General features: G+C 46.9%; 16 protein-coding genes. 13 read left to right on the forward strand and 3 right to left on the reverse strand.

Annotation, left to right across the window (positions count from 1 at the left end; genetic code table 11):
- Window positions 1-25: 25 nt before the first annotated feature.
- From glgD to ACT89M_RS12690, 10 genes are all read left to right on the forward strand, one after another.
- Entirely contained in the window at window positions 26-1,129 is a 1,104-nt protein-coding gene (glgD, locus tag ACT89M_RS12645; RefSeq protein ID WP_487345252.1) for a glucose-1-phosphate adenylyltransferase subunit GlgD, read from the forward strand.
- Window positions 1,130-1,461: 332 nt separating this feature from the next.
- On the forward strand, window positions 1,462-3,894 hold the full coding sequence (locus ACT89M_RS12650; RefSeq protein WP_487345253.1) for a glycogen/starch/alpha-glucan phosphorylase: 2,433 nt from the start codon (window positions 1,462-1,464) through the stop codon (window positions 3,892-3,894).
- A gap of 283 nt (window positions 3,895-4,177) precedes the next feature.
- The gene (locus ACT89M_RS12655) at window positions 4,178-5,047 is read left to right on the forward strand and encodes an AraC family transcriptional regulator (RefSeq protein ID WP_487345254.1); all 870 of its coding nucleotides are present in this window, start codon (window positions 4,178-4,180) and stop codon (window positions 5,045-5,047) included.
- Window positions 5,048-5,229: 182 nt separating this feature from the next.
- Window positions 5,230-6,933, forward strand: a complete 1,704-nt coding sequence (locus ACT89M_RS12660; RefSeq protein WP_487345255.1) for a glycoside hydrolase family 13 protein — start codon at window positions 5,230-5,232, stop codon at window positions 6,931-6,933.
- A 332-nt stretch (window positions 6,934-7,265) separates the two neighbouring features.
- Complete coding sequence (locus tag ACT89M_RS12665) at window positions 7,266-7,958, forward strand: metal-dependent hydrolase (RefSeq protein ID WP_487345256.1); 693 nt, start codon at window positions 7,266-7,268, stop codon at window positions 7,956-7,958.
- 291 nt (window positions 7,959-8,249) lie between these two features.
- Window positions 8,250-9,965: an alpha,alpha-phosphotrehalase gene (gene treC, locus ACT89M_RS12670; protein WP_487345257.1), complete on the forward strand. Its 1,716-nt coding sequence runs from the start codon at window positions 8,250-8,252 to the stop codon at window positions 9,963-9,965.
- A 37-nt stretch (window positions 9,966-10,002) separates the two neighbouring features.
- Window positions 10,003-11,997: a PTS system trehalose-specific EIIBC component gene (treP, locus tag ACT89M_RS12675; protein ID WP_487345258.1), complete on the forward strand. Its 1,995-nt coding sequence runs from the start codon at window positions 10,003-10,005 to the stop codon at window positions 11,995-11,997.
- A 243-nt stretch (window positions 11,998-12,240) separates the two neighbouring features.
- Window positions 12,241-13,095: a chemotaxis protein gene (locus ACT89M_RS12680; RefSeq protein WP_154886186.1), complete on the forward strand. Its 855-nt coding sequence runs from the start codon at window positions 12,241-12,243 to the stop codon at window positions 13,093-13,095.
- 37 nt (window positions 13,096-13,132) lie between these two features.
- Complete coding sequence (locus ACT89M_RS12685; protein ID WP_154958793.1) at window positions 13,133-13,396, forward strand: YkgJ family cysteine cluster protein; 264 nt, start codon at window positions 13,133-13,135, stop codon at window positions 13,394-13,396.
- A 73-nt stretch (window positions 13,397-13,469) separates the two neighbouring features.
- Window positions 13,470-13,673 carry a hypothetical protein gene (locus tag ACT89M_RS12690; protein WP_154958792.1) on the forward strand — a complete coding sequence of 68 codons (204 nt, stop codon included), beginning with the start codon at window positions 13,470-13,472 and terminating at the stop codon, window positions 13,671-13,673.
- A gap of 83 nt (window positions 13,674-13,756) precedes the next feature.
- Here the strand turns inward: ACT89M_RS12690 and ACT89M_RS12695 are convergent, their stop codons facing one another.
- Complete coding sequence (locus ACT89M_RS12695; protein WP_487345259.1) at window positions 13,757-15,091, reverse strand: MFS transporter; 1,335 nt, start codon at window positions 15,089-15,091, stop codon at window positions 13,757-13,759.
- 77 nt (window positions 15,092-15,168) lie between these two features.
- Window positions 15,169-15,885, reverse strand: a complete 717-nt coding sequence (locus ACT89M_RS12700; RefSeq protein ID WP_487345260.1) for an O-methyltransferase — start codon at window positions 15,883-15,885, stop codon at window positions 15,169-15,171.
- A gap of 175 nt (window positions 15,886-16,060) precedes the next feature.
- Here ACT89M_RS12700 and ACT89M_RS12705 point away from each other — a divergent pair, with 175 nt between their 5' ends.
- Complete coding sequence (locus ACT89M_RS12705) at window positions 16,061-16,972, forward strand: LysR family transcriptional regulator (protein WP_253494975.1); 912 nt, start codon at window positions 16,061-16,063, stop codon at window positions 16,970-16,972.
- A 44-nt stretch (window positions 16,973-17,016) separates the two neighbouring features.
- On the opposite strand, the gene ACT89M_RS12710 is transcribed toward ACT89M_RS12705, so the two are convergent.
- Window positions 17,017-17,742 carry a YoaK family protein gene (locus tag ACT89M_RS12710; RefSeq protein ID WP_487345261.1) on the reverse strand — a complete coding sequence of 242 codons (726 nt, stop codon included), beginning with the start codon at window positions 17,740-17,742 and terminating at the stop codon, window positions 17,017-17,019.
- Between the two features lie 232 nt (window positions 17,743-17,974).
- Between ACT89M_RS12710 and ACT89M_RS12715 the strand changes: the two genes are divergently transcribed.
- Window positions 17,975-18,721 (forward strand): GTP pyrophosphokinase, encoded by a 747-nt coding sequence (locus ACT89M_RS12715; protein ID WP_145330233.1) that lies wholly within the window; start codon window positions 17,975-17,977, stop codon window positions 18,719-18,721.
- A 45-nt stretch (window positions 18,722-18,766) separates the two neighbouring features.
- Window positions 18,767-20,005, forward strand: coding sequence for a multidrug effflux MFS transporter (locus ACT89M_RS12720; protein WP_487345262.1), 1,239 nt, complete (start codon window positions 18,767-18,769; stop codon window positions 20,003-20,005).
- The last annotated feature ends 51 nt before the right edge of the window (window positions 20,006-20,056 follow it).

Here is a 20,056-nt window from a genome sequence, read left to right on the forward strand (position 1 = left end):
ATGTTGGCAAAGGACGGTGCGCGGCATGAAATCACTAATTGGAGTTATTAACCTAGACCATGAACTGGAAGAATTGAAGGAATTGACGTACTTTCGCTGCGGAGCCGCGGTACCTTATGCCGGGCGTTATCGTCTGATTGATTTTGTCCTGTCTAACATGATGAATGCGGGTATTGAGAGCATTGGTGTCTTTGTTCGCCGCAAATACCGTTCGCTGATGGATCATCTGGGTGACGGTAAGCCTTGGGATTTGGACCGCAAACATGGTGGCATGTTTATTCTTCCTCCGGATTGGAACGATCCAACGGACACGTCGCAGGGAGATTTGCAACATTTTCACAACAATCTGGATTTCTTCCACAGAGGCGCCGGGCAATACGTTGTGCACGCAGGCAGCCGCCATGTGACTAAGGCCGATCTTCAGGATGTATACCAGTATCATATCCGTAAGGGAGCTGACGTCACGCTGGTTTGCAAAAAAGTAGACCAAGTGCTGCCTGAGCATGAATCCTGCGTCAAAGTCGATCATGATGAAGATGGCAATGTGGTGGACATTCACCAATGTGCTGACCATACGAATATATATACGGAGATTTTCATCATGGAAAAAGAACTTTTCCTTAAACAGGTGCAGCGCTGCATTGAACATGGGGAGACTCATTTCTTCCGTGACGCCATCCTGAAAAACCCGAACGGATTGAAGATTGCGGCTTATGCCTACGAAGGATATCATGCCGTAATTAACTCGATTGACAGCTATTACCGTAATAGCATGGATCTGCTGAATACAGGACAATATGAACAGTTGTTCAAAGAAGATCCCGTGCAAACCAAAATCAAATACGAAGCCCCCGCCAAATATCTGGAATCGGCGGATGTCAAACATTCCTTGCTTGCCAATGGCTGCATCGTAGGCGGTGAAGTGCAGGACAGCATCCTGTTCCGGGGTGTGCATGTGGCTAAGGGTGCGAAGATTAAGGGTTCGATCATTATGCAGAAATGTTATATTGGCGAGGGGACTGTGCTGGAGAATGTCATTCTGGATAAAGATGTGAAGCTGACCGGCGGGCAGACGTTAATCGGTGCCCCGTCGAACCCGTATATTTTAGCCAAAAGCACTATTATTTAAAACCGAAATCTATCCGATATCATCCATAACTATATATAAAAAAATAAAATCTTGCGGGTAAGTTTTCAGGTTTGTGTGCACTAGAAGTAACTCAGGGTTCGCGTTCTCACTAACGTGCAGCGTAGTGCAGGGCACGAAATCAATTCTGGAGAAGCGAAGCGCTCGCCTTTGTCTCTCCATTTCTACCTTGTGAAAGGTGATCAGGAAATGGAAGAGACAACAGCGATCGAAAGAATGATTCGTGACCGAAACGGTCACTTAGCAGAGAGGCCTGATTACTTTAAATCACGAACCGCCCCTACCCGCAGGATTTCACCGGGAGGAACCTACTTTTGTTTGACAACAAAGAAACGTTCAAATCGATCTTTCAACGGAATCTCGTCAGCAAACTGGGCAAACCAATTGAAGAAGCTACCAAGGAAGATGTGTACCATGTGCTCGGCAGTATGATTCGGGAATATGTGGGTCAGGACTGGGCAGCCTCGAATCAGGGATTCAAGCAGCGTCAGGATAAACAGGTGTATTACTTCTCGCTGGAGTTTCTGATTGGACGTCTGCTCGGTAACAATCTGCTAAACGTAAATGAGCTGGAACTGGTTCGTGACAGTCTGGCGGAACTTGGCTTTTCACTGGAATGTATTGAGGAACAGGAAGCAGATGCAGGGCTAGGCAATGGAGGACTCGGAAGGCTTGCTGCCTGTTTCCTGGACTCCTTGGCCTCACTTGGCTATGCGGGACATGGATGTGGTATCCGCTATAAATACGGTCTGTTCGAGCAAAAAATTATTAATGGTAATCAGGTAGAATTACCTGATAACTGGCTGGATAAGGGCAATGAATGGGAAGTTCGCCGTCCAGACAAAAAGGTGGAAGTTCAGTTCTGGGGCCGGGTTGAAGCCTATGAGCAGGATGGACATTACCGTTTCGTGACAAAGGATGCTGAATCGGTTGTTGCCGTACCGTATGATGTGCCCGTTATCGGTTATGGCCAGTCCCATGTGAACACATTACGGTTATGGAGTGCGGAGCCGAAACGGGAGACGTCATTGGACACCCCATCGAACTATTACGGATACCTGGATTACAGCCGTTCCGTGGAGTCGATCTCGGAATTCCTGTACCCGGATGATTCCCAATACGAAGGTAAGTTGCTACGTTTGAAACAGCAGTATTTTATGTGTTCCGCAGGAGTGCAGAGCGCGCTGCGTACATTTAGCAAGCTGGGACTGTCTTATGACCGCTTGCCGGACAAAGTGGCCTTCCATATCAATGACACCCATCCTACGCTGGTCATTCCCGAACTGATGCGAATTCTAATGGATGATAAAGGCTACGGCTGGGATGAAGCGTGGGATATTACTACCCGCACGGTATCTTATACCAATCACACGACACTAAGCGAAGCGCTGGAAAAATGGCCTGTATCCATGGTCAGCAAGCTACTGCCACGTATTTATATGATTATTGAAGAGATTAATAAACGGTTCTGCGGGTTGCTCTTAGATCGTTATCCGGGTGATGACGAACGAATTGAGCAAATGGCGATTGTTGCGAATGATCAAGTTCGCATGGCACACCTTGCCATCGTAGGAAGTCATAGTGTCAATGGTGTGGCTGCACTGCATACGGAGATATTGAAAGAGCGGGAGATGGCGCCGTTTTATGCCCTGTACCCTGAACGTTTTAACAATAAAACCAATGGTATTACACACCGTCGCTGGTTAATGCATGCCAACCCGAAGCTGTCGAATCTTATTACAGAGACGATCGGCAATGAATGGATCACGGAACCAGGCAAACTGGAGCAACTGGCTGATTACGCCGATCAATCCGCGTTCCAGGAGCAATTTCGTGCAATCAAACGAGATAACAAAAACCGTCTGGCGTCCTACATCCTGGATCACACGGGTGTACCCGTTGACCCGGATTCCGTGTTTGACGTGCAGGTGAAAAGGTTGCATGGGTACAAAAGACAGCTCCTGAACATTCTGCATGTAATGCATCTGTATAACAAGTTGAAAAGCGATGCGTCGTTTGATATGGTGCCGCGCACGTTTATTTTTGGAGCAAAGGCCGCGCCAAGTTATTATTTTGCCAAGAAGATCATCAAACTGATCAATACGGTGTCAGATACCGTGAATCGCGATGCAGCGGTAAATGACCGGTTGAAGGTCTTTTTCCTGGAGAACTACTCTGTCTCGCTTGCCGAGAAAATTATCCCTGCGGCAGATGTCAGTGAACAGATCTCGACAGCGGGGAAAGAAGCCTCGGGTACAGGTAATATGAAATTTATGATGAATGGCGCACTGACGATTGGCACGATGGATGGGGCAAACGTGGAGATGGCAGAGCAGGTCGGTGAAGAGAATATGTTCATCTATGGCTTGCGTGCCGACGAAGTGCTGGAATATTATCGGAACGGTAACTACCGTCCGAACGAAATCGTGGATCAGGATGAACGTATTCGTGAAGTCGTGGAGCAATTGGTGCATCCGGGGGCATTCTGTTATCGGGATGGGGAGTTCTGGGATATTTATGACTCTTTGCTCGCACATGGGGATGAATATTTTGTATTACGGGATTTTGCAGCGTATGCTGACGCACATGTAGCGATTGATCAAGCGTATCGTGATGTTTCGGATTGGACTCGCAAGGCTGTGCTTAACACAGCACATTCAGGCATTTTCTCCAGTGACCGGACAATCAGTGAGTATGCAACCGATATATGGGGTATTCATCCTGTGTCCGGGCACTGGAATGGTTAGTGTAGAAAAGAAGCATGTTTAAAAAAATAGAACTGATAAATTAGCTTTTAAATTAGCTTTACAAACGGAAGTCCACTCTCTCTTGTTTGATGTCTGCGCCTGGCAGTGGGAAGTTCGCTGCAGGGCTGCGGACAGGAACAAGAGATTTTTGTTATGAATACCCTAAGTTCGCATTCAGCATCAAAAAATGCTGGGGCATTTCAGTCATACTTAGGGAAGCAACAAACCAGCACGGAAGACAAAGTAGACTACATATCACGCAAAAGAATAGGAGACGGGACATATGGATCACTATGCACGTATTCAGCTTGCCATCGAGCATCTGGAGAAGCATCTGCAGGAGCCTTTCAACATGAAGGATGTATCGGCGGCCGCCAGTTTTTCGGCATTTCATTTTCAACGTTTGTTTCAGGCGATTACAGGTTTTACTGTTCTGGAATACTTGCGCAGACGAAGACTCACGGAGGCTGCTTCGACTTTGAGAAACACGGCGCAGGGTGTACTTGAGATTGCGCTTAGCTATGGTTATCATTCGCAGGAAGCCTTTACCCGCGCTTTCGATACGCACTTTGGTATCACACCGGCGCGGTTTCGCAAGCTGGAACAGAAGGCTTTAACAGAGGAATTCATGCAACACCGTATTGATTTTAATGAATATCGTTTACGGCTTGGCACCGCGTTCCATATGAATCCGCCACGTATGGTGACACTGGAGCCGATCCGGATCATTGGATATGAATATAAGACCAACCTGAATTCAGAGCAACATTATACAGAGATTCCCGGATTCTATCATGAATTTGGGCGTGAGCAGAAGTTTATGAACATTCCAGAGCGAATTCGCCCTGATAAGGCGTATGGTGTTGCGGCTCATTTTCAGGAGGATGGGGCATTTTCATTTATCGTTGGCGAAGAGAGCTCAGGAAGCGGTGATTCCTTAGAACCCGGATATACCTGTCTGGAGATTCCAGGCGGGCTGTATGCCGAGTTTACAACCGAAGGCTCAGAGCAGGATGTGCGCAAAATGATCTACGGAAGCTGGCTGCCAGCTTCCAAGTATGAGCGCCGGGAGGGGCCGGACTTTGAAGTGACCGATGTGTGGAAATCAACGCCTGAGCGGTTAGACATGAAGATCTACATCCCGATAAAATAGACCTTACTGCTTATTTGGCGGGAAAACAAGGTCAAGAAAGACTCGAAGCTGATCGCGTGCTGCGATTGCGGTTTCGGGTCTTTTGTCTTTTTGTATAAAACCTGAGTTCAGGTGTTTATAAGGGTTTCTTTTCGGATAAAACATATTAACGGGTGAATTGCTTCACAAGAGAAGAAAGCGAGGTGGGTGTTATCGTTTGGTGGAAGGAAAGTGTGGTATATCAGATTTATCCAAGTAGCTTCAAGGACAGCGACGGAGACGGATATGGCGATTTGCAGGGGATTTATGAAAAGCTCGATTATTTGCAAAAACTCGGCGTGGATGTCATCTGGCTGTGTCCCATCTATGATTCCCCAGGTCATGATAACGGATATGATATCCGAGATTACTACGCGATTTTACGAAAATACGGGACGATGGAGGACTTTGACCGGCTACTTGCCGAAGCGCATAAGCGTGGGCTCAAGATCATGATGGATCTTGTGCTAAATCATACTTCGGATGAACATGCCTGGTTTGCGGAATCCCGTTCTTCCAAAACCAATGCAAGACGCGACTATTACATCTGGCGTTCCGGTAAAAACGGGCAGGTGCCGAACAACTGGGAGTCTTATTTCGGGGGTTCAGTATGGAAGCATGATCCGGAAACGAACGAATATTACATGCATCTATACTCTGAGCATCAACCCGATCTGAACTGGAATAATCCGGAGATGGCTGAAGAAATGTACGAAATGGTGCATTGGTGGCTGGAAAAAGGGGTGGATGGCTTCCGCTTTGACGCAGTTGCCCATATTGCCAAAGCCGATGGCTTGCCAAATGCACATAACCCGAACAACCTGCCTGTGGTGCAGGCATATGAGCTGTTTTCCAATCTGGAGCAGGTACATTCCATCCTCCGCAAGTTGAATCAGATGATACTGAAGCCATACGGCCCGATGACGGTGGGTGAAACCTCCGGGCTTGGGCCTGAGCAGGCTCTAGCTTATGTAGGTACGGATCGGGATGAATTGAATATGGTGTTTCAGTTTGAGCACATGTTTGTGGATGCTGAATCCTCTGGTATAGGGAAATGGAATTACAAACCGTGGAAGCTGACAGAGCTAAAAGAAATCATGAGCCGCTGGCAGACGGTGCTACACGGGCGGGGCTGGAACGCCAACTATATGGGCAATCATGATCAGCCGCGACCTGTGTCCCGTTTTGGAGATGACGGAAAATACCGTGTGCGTTCTGCACAGATGCTGGCAACCTGGATGTTAACGCTGGAAGGCACGCCGTACATCTATCAGGGAGAAGAGATTGGCATGACCAACGTAGCGTTCCCTGACATTGACCGATACCGGGACATCGAAACTAAAAATTATTACAATCACTATATCGGGCAAGGGAAATCCAAGCATGAGGTGATGGAGGCGATCTGGCTGAAAAGCCGCGATAATGCACGTACACCGATGCAATGGGATGAATCCGAGCATGCCGGTTTTACGGCAGGTAATCCTTGGATTGAAGTGAACAGCAATTATAAGGACATCAATGTGGCGGATGCGGAGACGGACCCACATTCCATTCTGCATTATTACCGAAAATTAATCACATTGCGCAAGCAAAATCATGGGTTAATCTATGGCTCGTATGAACTGCTTTTGCCGGGTGACCCGGAGATTTATGCGTACACACGTACACGTGATGATGAACAATGGTTGATTCTGATGAATTTCAGTGCAAATGAACCAGAGATGGCATGGCCGGAAGGCTGGAATGCAGAAGACTGCAAATTAATGATCGGCAACGTGAGCAGACGTTATTCTACGGATGAAGGAGCTATCTTGCTCCAGCCGTATGAAGCAAGGGTGTATTGCAAAAAGCGTACAAGCGGCGAGTAAGCAATGCGCAAGCAGCGTATGGAAGTGATTAATATGCATAGCTAGCTGACGAACGTAACAAGGATGACAGTTTTGCGCTCGCAAAGCTTTCTGAATTATAATTAATAAAATAAATACTCATTATAAGTTGGAATTTTTTGTTCACACAGACACGGAGAGGACAGAAAAAACCTGAAAAAGCGAAGCGCTCGCCTTTATCACCGGATTTTAACCTTGACTAAAAGGTAATCAAAAAATCTGGGGATAACAGCGATTGGAAGGTTATTCTGTCATCGTAGTGGAAGTGTGAACAACGGAGAGGACAACTATATCAATGTCAGGAGGAATATGAATTGTTGAATATTACGTACCACGGACACTCCAGTGTACAACTGGGCACAGAAAATAAATCACTCATGATTGATCCGTTTTTGCGTGGCAATGAGTTAGCGGTAACTAAACCAGAGGACATCAAGACGGATGTTGTCCTGTTGACACATGCGCACATGGATCACATTCTGGATGCGGAACCGATTGCCAAAGCCAATAATGCCAAAGTGGTGGCGATTGTGGAATTGGCTACATATATGTCGTGGAAGGGGCTGGATACCCTTGGCATGAATATGGGCGGTACGATGGATCTGGAATTTGCCAAAGCGAAAATGATTCAGGCATTCCATACGTCCGGTATTGTGCTGGAAGAGGAACAGCGCATTATGTATGCAGGTTTGCCTGCGGGATTTATCATTGATATCGGTGGTAAAACGGTTCTACATGCTGGCGACACAAGCCTGTTCGGCGATATGAAGATGATTGGGGATCGGCATCAAATCGATGTTGCATTCCTGCCTATTGGTGGACATTATACGATGGGGCCTGAAGATGCATTGCAGGCAGCGGAATGGTTTAACGCCAAATTGACGATTCCCGTTCATTACGATACCTTCCCTGCGATTCGTCAGGATGCGGAGCATTTTGTAGAGCAACTGGCTTCCAAAGGATTAGAAGGACGTGTAATGGCACCTGGGGATTCTATTTCCCTGTAAACGATGTTCACATATTCAAACAAAAAGACGAAGCGGAGTTGATCCGTATCGTCTTTTTTGCGTTCTCATTCTTGTCAATATTTTTTGAATAAAGACTGCTATCAGTGGATTTACGAAACGTGAGTTCAAAATTAGTTGTTACAGAGTAACTATTTATGGGGAAGTTGTAGAAGAGGTACATCAACCAAATTTCCGTTTCAACTTGTATATACATGTTTACTTATGTAATATAGATGAAGAAGCTAACAGGTGGGTTAGATGAGGGTAATACAACATATTGGAGGCGTTAACATGAGTTCAAAAAATAAGGAGCCGTCCACGTGGTGGAAGAAATCAACGGTATATCAGGTATATCCGAAGAGTTTCAATGATACAACTGGATCGGGAACGGGCGACATTCGGGGGTTAACCGAGAAGCTGGATTATTTGCGGCACTTGGGGATCGACATTGTTTGGTTGCAACCCGTATACGTATCCCCGCAGCGGGATAACGGGTATGACGTAGCAGACTATTACCGCATTAACCCCGACTTTGGAACAATGGAAGATTTCGATGAATTGCTTGCCGAGTTGAAAGCGCGTGACATGAAGCTGATGATTGACATTGTAGTGAATCACTCCTCAACCGATCATGAATGGTTCAAACAGTCTCGCTCATCGAAGGGCAATCCTTATCGGGATTATTACATTTGGAGAGACCCCGCGCCGGACGGTGGTGTACCCAACAACTGGCAATCCAAATTTGGCGGGCCAGCCTGGCAGTATGATGAGCAGACCGGACAATATTATCTAACGTTGTTTGATCGAACGCAGGCAGACTTGAACTGGGAAAATGAAGAAGTGCGCAAGGCTGTACGCGATATGATCAAGTTCTGGGCTGAAAAAGGAGTCGATGGATTCCGGATGGACGTCATTAACCTCATCTCCAAAGACCAGCGTTTCCCGGACGACGATGGTAGCGTGTCACCGGGCGATGGACGCAAGTATTACACGGATGGGCCGCGTGTGCACGAATATATTACAGAAATGTACGATGAGGTATTTGGACCCTATAACATGGTGACGGTAGGGGAGATGTCCTCGACTACGCTTGAGCACTGTATTCGTTATTCCAATCCGGCTTCCAGAGAATTCTCGATGACCTTTAACTTCCATCACTTGAAAGTGGATTATCCGGATGGGCAGAAATGGGAGCTCATGCCATACGACTTTGAATCCTTGAAGCAACTGTTCAGTGAGTGGCAGGCCGGAATGCAGGCTGGTGGCGGATGGAATGCACTGTTCCTGAACAACCATGATCAACCGCGTGCGTTATCCCGTTTTGCGGATGATGGGGATTATCGCGTGGAGAGTGCCAAAATGCTGGCGACGACTTTACATGGATTACAAGGAACGCCTTATGTCTATCAGGGCGAAGAGATTGGTATGCCTAACCCTGTTTGGAATGACATCAGCGAGTTCCGCGACATTGAGTCCACGAATATGTATCGTTTGTTGCAGGAAGAGCGGGGCAAAACGGCCGAAGAGGCTTTCCGGATTGTGAAGGAGCGGTCCCGGGATAATTCCCGGACACCGATGCAGTGGGACGGTACGGCTAATGCTGGATTCACAACCGGAACACCTTGGCTTAAGGTGGATGAGAGATATCCGTCCATTCATGTGGAAGAGCAGATGGCTGACCCGGATTCCATCTATCATCATTACCGGAAGCTGATCGCTCTGCGTAAAGAGGTGAATGTACTGACTGACGGTTTGTATGAACGGTTGGATGATGCCCACCCTGAAGTATTTGCATACGCACGTACCAACGGCAATGAGACATTAATCGTAGTGTCCAACTTCCGCAAACAGAATACAGCATTTCAAGTTCCTGAAGCGGTCTGGAACAATCATATTGCAGGTAAATCACCTGAACTACTTGTCAGTAATACTGATGCAAAACCTGAGCTGAAGCAGCAAATCACGCTCAGTCCGTATGCTTCTTATATGTGGTTAATCCAGCAGTAACAGAATGAAGTCCATTTTATAAATAGGAAGTGACACTATGGCAATCGATAAAAAACAGGTCGAAGAGATCGTCCGGGCGGTCGGCGGCAAAGACAACATTGAAGCGGCGACACACTGTGTGACACGGCTACGGTTTGCTCTATATGATGAGGACAAAGTGGATACAGAGCTTCTCGATCAGAATGATCTGGTCAAAGGGCAGTTCTCCTCCCAAGGTCAATTCCAGGTCGTCATCGGTCCAGGTCTGGTGGATAAAGTTTATGAAGAGATGATTCAGATTACCGGAGGCGAACGCTCTTCGAAAGATGATGTTAAGGCGGCCGCGGGTAAAAAGCAAAATCCGTTGCAACGTGCCATCAAAACGCTCTCGGACATTTTCATTCCGATCTTGCCAGCAATTATTACAGCAGGTCTACTACTCGGGATTAACAACATTTTGACAGGTCCTGGTATTTTCTTTGATGGAAAATCATTAGTGGATGTGTACCCGGCATGGAAAGACCTTGCCTCCATCATTAACACCATAGCAAGCACTGCTTTTACATTCCTGCCCGCTTTGATCGGTTGGTCAGCGGTGACCCGATTCGGCGGCAGTCCGTTGCTCGGGATTGTGCTGGGTCTGATTCTGGTACATCCCGATCTGCTGAGTGCATATGGTTACGCTGATGCGGTAAACAAAGGCACGGTTCCGACCTGGAATTTGTTTGGCTGGGAGATTGAGAAGATCGGTTATCAGGGTCAGGTATTGCCCGTATTGGTATCGGCGTATCTACTTGCCAAGATGGAAATTTTCCTGAATAAAAGGGTGCATGATTCCATCAAATTGCTGGTCGTAGCTCCTGTGACATTGCTGGTTACCGGATTTCTGGCATTTACGATTATTGGACCGGTTACATTTGCAATTGCAAACGCCATCACATCCGGTTTGATTTACATCTATGATTCGTATGCAGCGCTGGGTGGTCTGATCTACGGTGGTCTGTATGCGTTACTCGTTATTACCGGTATGCACCATACGTTCCTTGCCGTAGACGTACAGCTAATTGGTAGCCAAGGTGGCACCTTCTTGTGGCCGATGCTGGCTTTGTCCAATATTGCGCAGGGTTCGGCGGCACTTGCGATGATGCTCGTGTTACGTGAGAAAAAAATGAGAGGGCTTGCGGCTACCTCATCCGTATCTGCTTTCCTCGGAGTGACCGAGCCAGCCATCTTTGGTGTGAATATTCGTTATCGTTATCCTTTTATCTTCGGTATGGTCGGTTCCGCCATTGGTGGTGTACTGCTTACGATGAATAATGTTCAGGCCACGTCCATCGGTGTAGGCGGTGTGCCTGGATTCCTGTCCATTTTCCCGGATAAATGGGGTGTGTTCTTTATCGGTATGGCCATCGTTCTGGTGGTGCCGTTCCTGTTGACCGTTGTGTTTGGACGGGCGAAGTTGAGAAAAGAAGATCGACTCATGGCGAACGGAGAGTCCGCTTCAGGGATCACATCTGCCGAGACAGCAGCAGGAACAGAGATGGCTGAGCGCAATCGTAGTACAGCGAAGCCTGGAAATGCATCATCAAAAACACTCGAAGTCATGGCGCCATTGACGGGTAAAGCGGTGCCGCTGGAGCAAGTTCCTGACCCGGCGTTTGCCGAGAAACAAATGGGTGAAGGTATCGCAATCGAACCTTCGGGGAATCAAGTGGTTGCCCCATTTGACGCAAAAGTGGCACATGTCATTAAAAGCAAACATGCGGTTATATTGGAACACACGAGCGGACTTCAAGTGTTGATTCATGTCGGCATTAATACGGTATCCCTTAAAGGAGAAGGTTTCTCTATGTATGTAGACACGGGTGATCGCGTGAGAGCCGGAGAGAAGCTGCTTGAATTTGACCGTAACGTTATCGAAAATGCCGGTTATCCACTCATTACGCCTATTATTATCCCGGATGGTCAGGATATGGTTGAACGGGTTGAAACGGTGACAGGAGATGTCACTTCAAGTCAGAGCGGCGTTCTCAGGATTCATCTGAAAGGATAAATTCATATCTGGTAGTAGTCAAAAGGAGCTGTGAAACCTGCAGCTTCTTTTGGCGTTTACAGGTGTGATTTTCTATAGTCATCATGATAAAATAGTTATGCCATCAAGTAATTACAATTTTTGATAATGAGTCGAAGTGCACTCGTTTGGCGCTTCAGTTGAATGTCAGTCATACGGAGAAAAAGCAGTTCATACAGTGGGTGTACAAGGCGTGTTCCTAGTCAAATGATAAGGAGGAGAGCCATGACTCGGGTAGCGGTGATGGTCATTCATGGACTGGGTATGCAAAAAGAGGATTATGCTGACAAGCTGATCGCTTGCTTGAGCAAAGAAATGGAACGTGTCATGGTGCTGCCAGGCGCCGCGAAACAGATGCTGGATATTGAACCTGTCTTCTGGGCGGACGTGTTCGAGGAGCGGGAAGAGGCTTTGTTTCAACAGTTGGTTCGTTCACCAGGACTGCACTATCAGGCATTGCGCCGTTTTGTCATTCATTATCTCGCCGATGCGGTGGCTTATCAACCTGTAGAGAACCAAGGACATCATTATGATGCCGTGCACCGGACGCTGAATCAGGCCATGCACGTTCTCGCACAGCGCAATGGGCCGGAAGCTCCGCTTTGTGTCGTCGCTCATAGTCTCGGAGCTGTCATTGCAAGCAACTTTTTCTATGATCTGCAGTATCCGTCATCCAACCGAATACCGGAAATAGTGGATGTGAATTCGGCTTTGGAGCGGGGAGATACGCTGACCAATTTTTACTCTTTTGGCACAACATTGCCGCTATGGAGTTTGCGCTACGATAATTTCAGCCGTCCCATTCGGGTGCCTGCGCCGCAGGCCACGCATTACTTTCCACATCTGGAAGGGGAGTGGGTTAATTTTTATGAAAGCAACGATATATTAGGTTATCCATTACGTCCCATTGACCCGGCATATGCGGCCGCTGTGAAGGAGGATATTGAGGTGCGTGTCGGTGGACCAGCTACAAGCTGGAATCCACTGAGCCACGGAGGATATTTTACCAGTGAGCACATGAACCGCAGAATCGCCCAAGGGTTAGCGCGAACATGGACATGGGTAAATCGCTCAAGGTAACAGAATGCTATATGAGGCAAATGAAGGAGGAAACATCATGGAATGCAGGACGGGATGTGCAGCATGTTGTATTGCCATATCCATATCATCACCGATTCCCGGCATGCCTGAAGGCAAACCTGCTGGAGTGCGATGTATCCAACTGACGGACGATAATCGCTGCGGTATATTCGGTCAGGCCAGCCGCCCGGCAGTATGTAGTGGATTGCAGGCTGAGGAAGCGATGTGCGGCAGCAACAATCAGGAAGCCTTTCATATTTTGACACAGTTGGAACGGCAGACAGCACCAGGCCTAAGATGAAAGACTTGTTTGATTACAGAAGGTTAATTATACTTAATATGGAATAATATTGATTGTGGAAGGGGGATTAATAATGGATTGGATCAAACGTCTAGTGAAAGTGGTTGGCCATATGATGAGCGATCTGTGGATGGGTTCATATCGCCGCAACTCCGATCATTATGATGAGCAAGCTCCAAGTCCAAAAAATAAACCGAGATATTACACTTTTGTTGTTCTAGCAGCGGTAGTCACGGTGGGTATAGTCGTTCTTATGTATAATCCAAAATATTGGTAGGTAATCAAGGAGAAATAATCCAAAAAAGAGAGTATCCCGTGAATGCTACAGCATGAGGATACTCTTTTTTTAGTTGTTTATGGTTACGATCTGTCTGCAAGAACAGTAACAGAGGGCTTTGGCTCTCTAAACATGAAGAAGTACATCAGGGAAGAGATGACGTAAAGACAGCCTGTAATGCTGAACGTAACCGCGTATCCCCAATAGGTTCCATAGGTAGTAACCAGATATGACTGCACGGGCCCCATCGTGGCCCAACCAATCATAAACGAAGTTTGCATCATGGAGTTGGCGATCCCGCGGCGTTTATCCGAGATCCGGTCCACTAATATGGCGGAATGAATTGGATTAGCCGCATTCATCAGCGCTTGCCTGAACAAAAAGCTGACGGATGCAATGAAAAGCAGGTTCGTAAAGCCTGTAAATAACAGGAAGGGTAGCGATAATACTTGGAAAATAACTACAGCTCGTACGCTGCCAACTTTGGCAGCTAACGTTGGGCCAATCAACATGGACACAATGGTCATGATCTGACCGAGTGCAATCAGGATGCTCATGCCGCTTAATGATACGGCGAAGCGATTCGTAAAATACAAATTCAGATAAGGCACAACGAGCCCTGATCCTAATCCGATCAGCAACTGTGTCACAATGAACTGACCAATCAGCTTGGTATCTCTTTTTTTAATACGTGTGTCATCATCAACGGGTAATGGTGTTATCACAGCACGAGTAAGCTCCGCTTCAGCCCTCTGAACAGATTGTTGGCTAGGCTGAAGTTGTTTCGTATTTAGATCTGTACTAGATTTCTGATTCTCGGTTACAAAAAGCAACGGAATGAATGCGGCTAGTGTCGCAGCTCCGCCCATAAATAGGACCGTCTGCAATCCGGTGACTTTAACCATGCCGGCAGAGTGAAGCACGTCTGCAAGCACGCCTCCGCCCAGACTGCCAAGAACCTGAGATGCAAGCACCAAAGAGGAATAATAGCTAAACATTTTGAGACGCTGACTTTTTTTGACGTTCTCTGCGAGATAAGGAATAGCGAGTACCTGAAAAACACCAGCAAATAGCCCAGAAAATACAGCAAACCAGATCAACCCGCTGGCGGCATAATCGAAGGATCGTCCGATCAGAAAAGCACCGCTGAATAGTGCCCCGATAATCAACAATTTTTTGCGGCTGAACTTGTCACCGCTAAATCCAATAGGAATGAACATGATTGCTGTAGCAAGAGATTGGATACTGACAATTTGACCATTCATGGTGTCATCGTAACCTAAGCCTTGAATGTACAGATTATAAAGAACCGAGAACATGCCGTTTCCGATCTGATACAGCAGACTTGCCAGAAAGAACAGTTGAATATTGCGAGACCACCCGCCAATTTCAACCTGAATCTGTCGTAAAGCTCTCAAGTGACTCCCTCCAGTCTGCCTGTGCAGTGATACCAGTGTAACAGGAAAGGCAGATTTTCGGAAGAATTGACCACTGTTTATTTTGTTACAGGGGAATCAGTGACACGAGCAATCACAAATCCGTCGTATCCTTTACTACCTACGGTTTGCAGTGCCGTGGCTTCAAGATGAGGGTGATCTCCGATGCATTCGAGAAAAGTTCGAACCCCTTGAACTCTTGCGTCTTCACTGTCAGAGTGAATGACTTCCCCGTCCCTTATAATATTATCTCCGATGATCAAGCTTCCTGGTCGTGTCAGACGTAAAGCCCATCTCAGGTAATCCGGATTACTCGGTTTATCAGCATCGATGAAAATCAGATCAAAGGGTTCAGGGTACTCTTCCTTAATATCAGGAAGGGAGGTTAGTGCCGGGCCTACTCGAAGATCTACTTTGTGCATTAGTCCGGCCCGGGTCAGATTGGCTTGTGCGATTGCCGCATGTTTAGGTTCTGACTCCAGCGAGACAATTCGTCCATGGTCTGGCAGGGCTCTGGCCATCCAGATGGTGCTGTAAGCACCTAGAGTTCCGATCTCCAGTACGCGCGAGGCCCCCTGTATTTTCAGCAATAGCTGAAGGAACTTTCCCTGATTCGGTGTGACATCATGTGACGGTAGCCCTGCTTCTGCATTGGCTTCAAGTGCAGCTTGCAAGTCTTTGTCGTTTGGAAGAAGAAGGCTGTTTATATAATGATCGACCTCATTCCAACGGGCGGGCTGGTTAACCTGGCTATTATTCAAATCATGTTTACTCATTACACATCTTCCTTTCTGTTTAGCTGAATTCGTATTTCTTATAATTCAACTATAGAGGAGATTGACATATAAATAAAATATATATTTTGTATGTTAATATATATTAAAGTTATATATTATGATGGATAAAAATGTTGGACCAGTACGTAAGTAAGCAAGGAAGAGGAGAAGATGTATGAATTTGCATGGATTACGATTGTTTCACGCCATTGTGAAGTACGGCGGAGTTACCCGGGCTGCGGAAGAATTGAATATCAGTCAACCTGCGGTATCTTCTCAGGTCAAACGGTTTGAGCGTGAACTAGGCATAGTGCTGTTTGGTTCCGAAGGACGAAAACTTGTACTTACCGATGCAGGGAAACATTTAATGGAATATGCCGAGCGATTATTCATGCTGGAACTGGAAGTGGAGCAATTTGTGGAGGACATGAGGGAGGGGAAAAAAGGACTGATTCGTCTTACGGCGACTTACTTGCCGGCCAATTTTTTGCTGCCACGTTGGATTGCCACGTTCAAGCAAACACATGAGGATGTTGAGCTTGTCGTAAGCACAAGCAATACACAGATGGCTTTTGACCAGTTGTTTCGTTATGAAGCTGAGATTGCGATATACGGAGGAAGTGGAGTCAGTCATCCGGGTGTGCATTGGGATAAGTTATTCGAAGATGAAATGTGGTTTGTGGTGCATCCAGATCATCCGTATGCAGGTCAAAACATTACATTGCACGAGATGATGGATGAGCCATTCGTAATGCGTGAGAAAGGCAGTGCAACACGAGAACGACTGGCTGCCTTGTGTACGACCAATAACCTGCCCTCCCCACGAATAACACTTCAGTTCAACGGATTGAACGAAACGATTAGCGCAGTAAAGGCAGGATATGGTGCTAATTTCATCTCATCCCTTGTTGTAAGAGAGGACGTTAATCAAGGCAAACTTGCCCGTGTATATGTACAAAACGTACAGTTACAGAATACGATTGCCATCTGTACACGGGCAGGGGAACAGCTGACGCCGGCAGCAAGACAATTGGTTCAATGGATCAGGAAAGAAGCCCTTGCGATGCACTCTGCAATAAATCATTGAGCATTGTTAAATTGTTTCAGTAGCACATATTCGCAAGATGTTCCTCACTCCGGATTACGATGTAACTCTAATTCTTTGCCCCAAGACGCGAATCTTGCCTGAAGCGTTACGCCAGCAATGACCAGTACAGGAACCCACACCGCTACCAGGGGCACATGATGGAAAAGCAATGCTGCGATGATGACTCCGCCGAGATAGATCACAACTGCGCCTGCTCGCAGGTAGGCGTCAGAGGACAGCGCTTTGACCAAGGAGCGAATATTGGCATGTTTTAACCGATGAAGAATGCTTACAGCATCTTCAATCACCGCTGCCAGATTATTGGTCAGCACCGTTGTAGAGATTCCCGCAATACCAATCCTTCGGGCAGCCGTTGTTTGCATCCCCATGGCGATCGCAAACAGTACAATTAACAGATAGGATAATTGCTCGGAAAAGGGAGTGATCATAAGGATTGCAAAGAGCAGAAGTAGTATGCTTTCAACGGTAAATACGGCAGTTACCCGCGGTGACCAACCATTTTTGGTTTTGACCTTTCCAAGCATATGTGCCGCAATTGCATTCCCCGCAATAAAACCGATGAGGGCGAGCAAAGCCCGCAGTACAACAAATTCCTGAGCGCGGGCAATCGCGATACCCAGCAGCACGATGTTTCCAGTCATATTAGCTGTGAGTACATGCCCAAGTCCCAGATATCCGATGACATCGACCATACCGGCTGACATGCAGAGCAGTAACATGGCGTATTTCTGGAGGTGATTGTGATTCATATTTTCCCGTCCTTTCAAGCAAACATAACTCCTCCAGTATACAGCTAATGTACCGCCTTCATCAAAACGAAATCTGAACCAAAGCGGCACATGTACATTTCTAAAATTCGTTTATTCATGTCAGATGTTTTATAATGATATAGAAGACATGTCATAAGACCAGCATGCATACGAACGTATACAAGTTGGTTATCAAATCATAGAGGTGTCAAAAGAAAGGAAGAAACTGATGATGAATGCTCCGCATCCGATTGACCAGTTCAAGAAATTTAAATACGAAATTACACGATTTATGATGATCTATAAATTTGCGCTGGATCAGATGGAAACCAAAATTGAAGTGCTGAAAGAAGAGTTCCAGTCCCTTCATGACTACAGTCCGATTGAGCATACCAAGTCGAGATTGAAGTCTCCCGAGAGCATTATGAACAAAATGTTCCGTAAAAATCATGAGCTGACGTTTGAAAGCATTAAGCAAAATATCAAGGATATTGCTGGTGTACGTATCACATGTTCGTTCATTTCCGATATTTATCGGATTAAGGATATGCTGTGCAACCAAAGTGACTTGCGTGTCCTCGAAGTGAAAGACTACATCCAAAATCCGAAACCAAATGGGTATCAAAGTTTGCATCTGCTTGTTGAAGTGCCGGTATACATGTCTAATGGAGAGGAACGTGCCTGTGTTGAAATTCAGATTCGTACGATCGCGATGGATTTCTGGGCGAGTCTGGAACATAAAATCTTTTATAAATACAACAAAGATGTTCCGGAACATTTAACAAGGGAATTGAAAAGTGCGGCGGATTCTGCCAATGCATTGGATCACCAAATGGAACGCTTGCACCGTGAGATCCAGGAGATCAAGGACGCCGAGAACGAGCGGGATGATGAGGAGTTACGCCGGATTATTATCAATAACCAACAGTTCACCCTGCCGAACAACTTGCTCAGATTGCTTGGAGATGGAGAGAACTAAAAATGAACATGGCAACACGATTGGAACGAAAGGGACATCTTTGGGATGAAAAATAAAGCAGCAGCTTCATTACACACCACGGCTACGCCAAGAGTGAGAATGGCGCTAATTCTCGGGACGCTCTCCGCATTCGGACCGCTGTCTCTGGATATGTATCTGCCAGCCCTGCCAACGCTCGCGGATGAATTTGGCTCGTCCACTTCGTACGCCCAGCTCAGCCTGACAGCTTGTATGATCGGGCTTGCGCTGGGCCAGCTGCTTGCGGGGCCATTAAGCGATGTGAGAGGTCGTCGCATACCGCTGATTGCCGGACTTGTGCTGTATACGATTGCGTCTATATTATGCCTGGTTAGCCCAACGATGGGGTCATTCGTTGTGTTACGTTTTATTCAAGGTCTGGCCGGAGCGGCGGGGATTGTCATCGCACGTGCAGTGGTCAGGGACGTATACGAGGGTCCAGAACTGACTCGGTTCTTTTCTTTGTTAATGCTTATTAATGGAGTGGCACCTATCGCGGCACCGATTATAGGTGGACAAATTCTGACGTATACTTCATGGCGAGGCGTATTCATTTTGCTAAGTCTTATTGGTGTGCTTGCGCTTCTCGCGGTCATCTTTGGTTTGGGCGAGACACTTCCGGCGCAAAAAAGATCGAGCGGGGGGCTTAAGCAGACGTTGCTGACGTTTGGCAGCATAGCGAGGAATCGCCGTTTTATGGGTTATGCTCTAACGCAAGGTTTCGCAGCGGCAGGCATGTTCGCTTACATATCGGGATCACCATTTGTACTTCAGAAAATATACGGGGTGTCCCCTCAAATGTTCAGTATATGTTTTGCCATCAATGGACTTGGCATTATTCTTGCCAGCCAGATTGCAGGACGACTAGCCGGTAAGGTATCGGAGACACGGCTGTTAATCGCCGGATTACTTATAGCGGCTGTTGGAGGAACTTCCTTACTTGTCGCGATTCTTGCTGGAGGCGGGCTGATTTCAGTTCTAATCCCCTTATTCTTGGTTGTGTCCAGCGTGGGGTTGATTAATACAGCGTCGTTCGCGCTGGCTATGGCTGATCAGGCGAAATCGGCTGGAAGTGCATCAGCGTTGATTGGGGTTATGACCTTTCTGTTTGGCGGACTCGTTGCTCCACTCGTGGGTCTTGGAGGAGAACATACAGCAGTGCCCATGGGAATTGTGATCGCATGTGCTGATCTGGGAGCATTGTTCTTGTATATTGTTATGATCGGTAGAAGTAAACCGAAACACAACGTTTCTAAAACTGCATAGTGCTTTGGTTAACCAGGAACGGCCCGCAGGGAAGCATAGTCTTCCAATGCG

Source organism: Paenibacillus sp. NN59, from assembly GCF_057597225.1.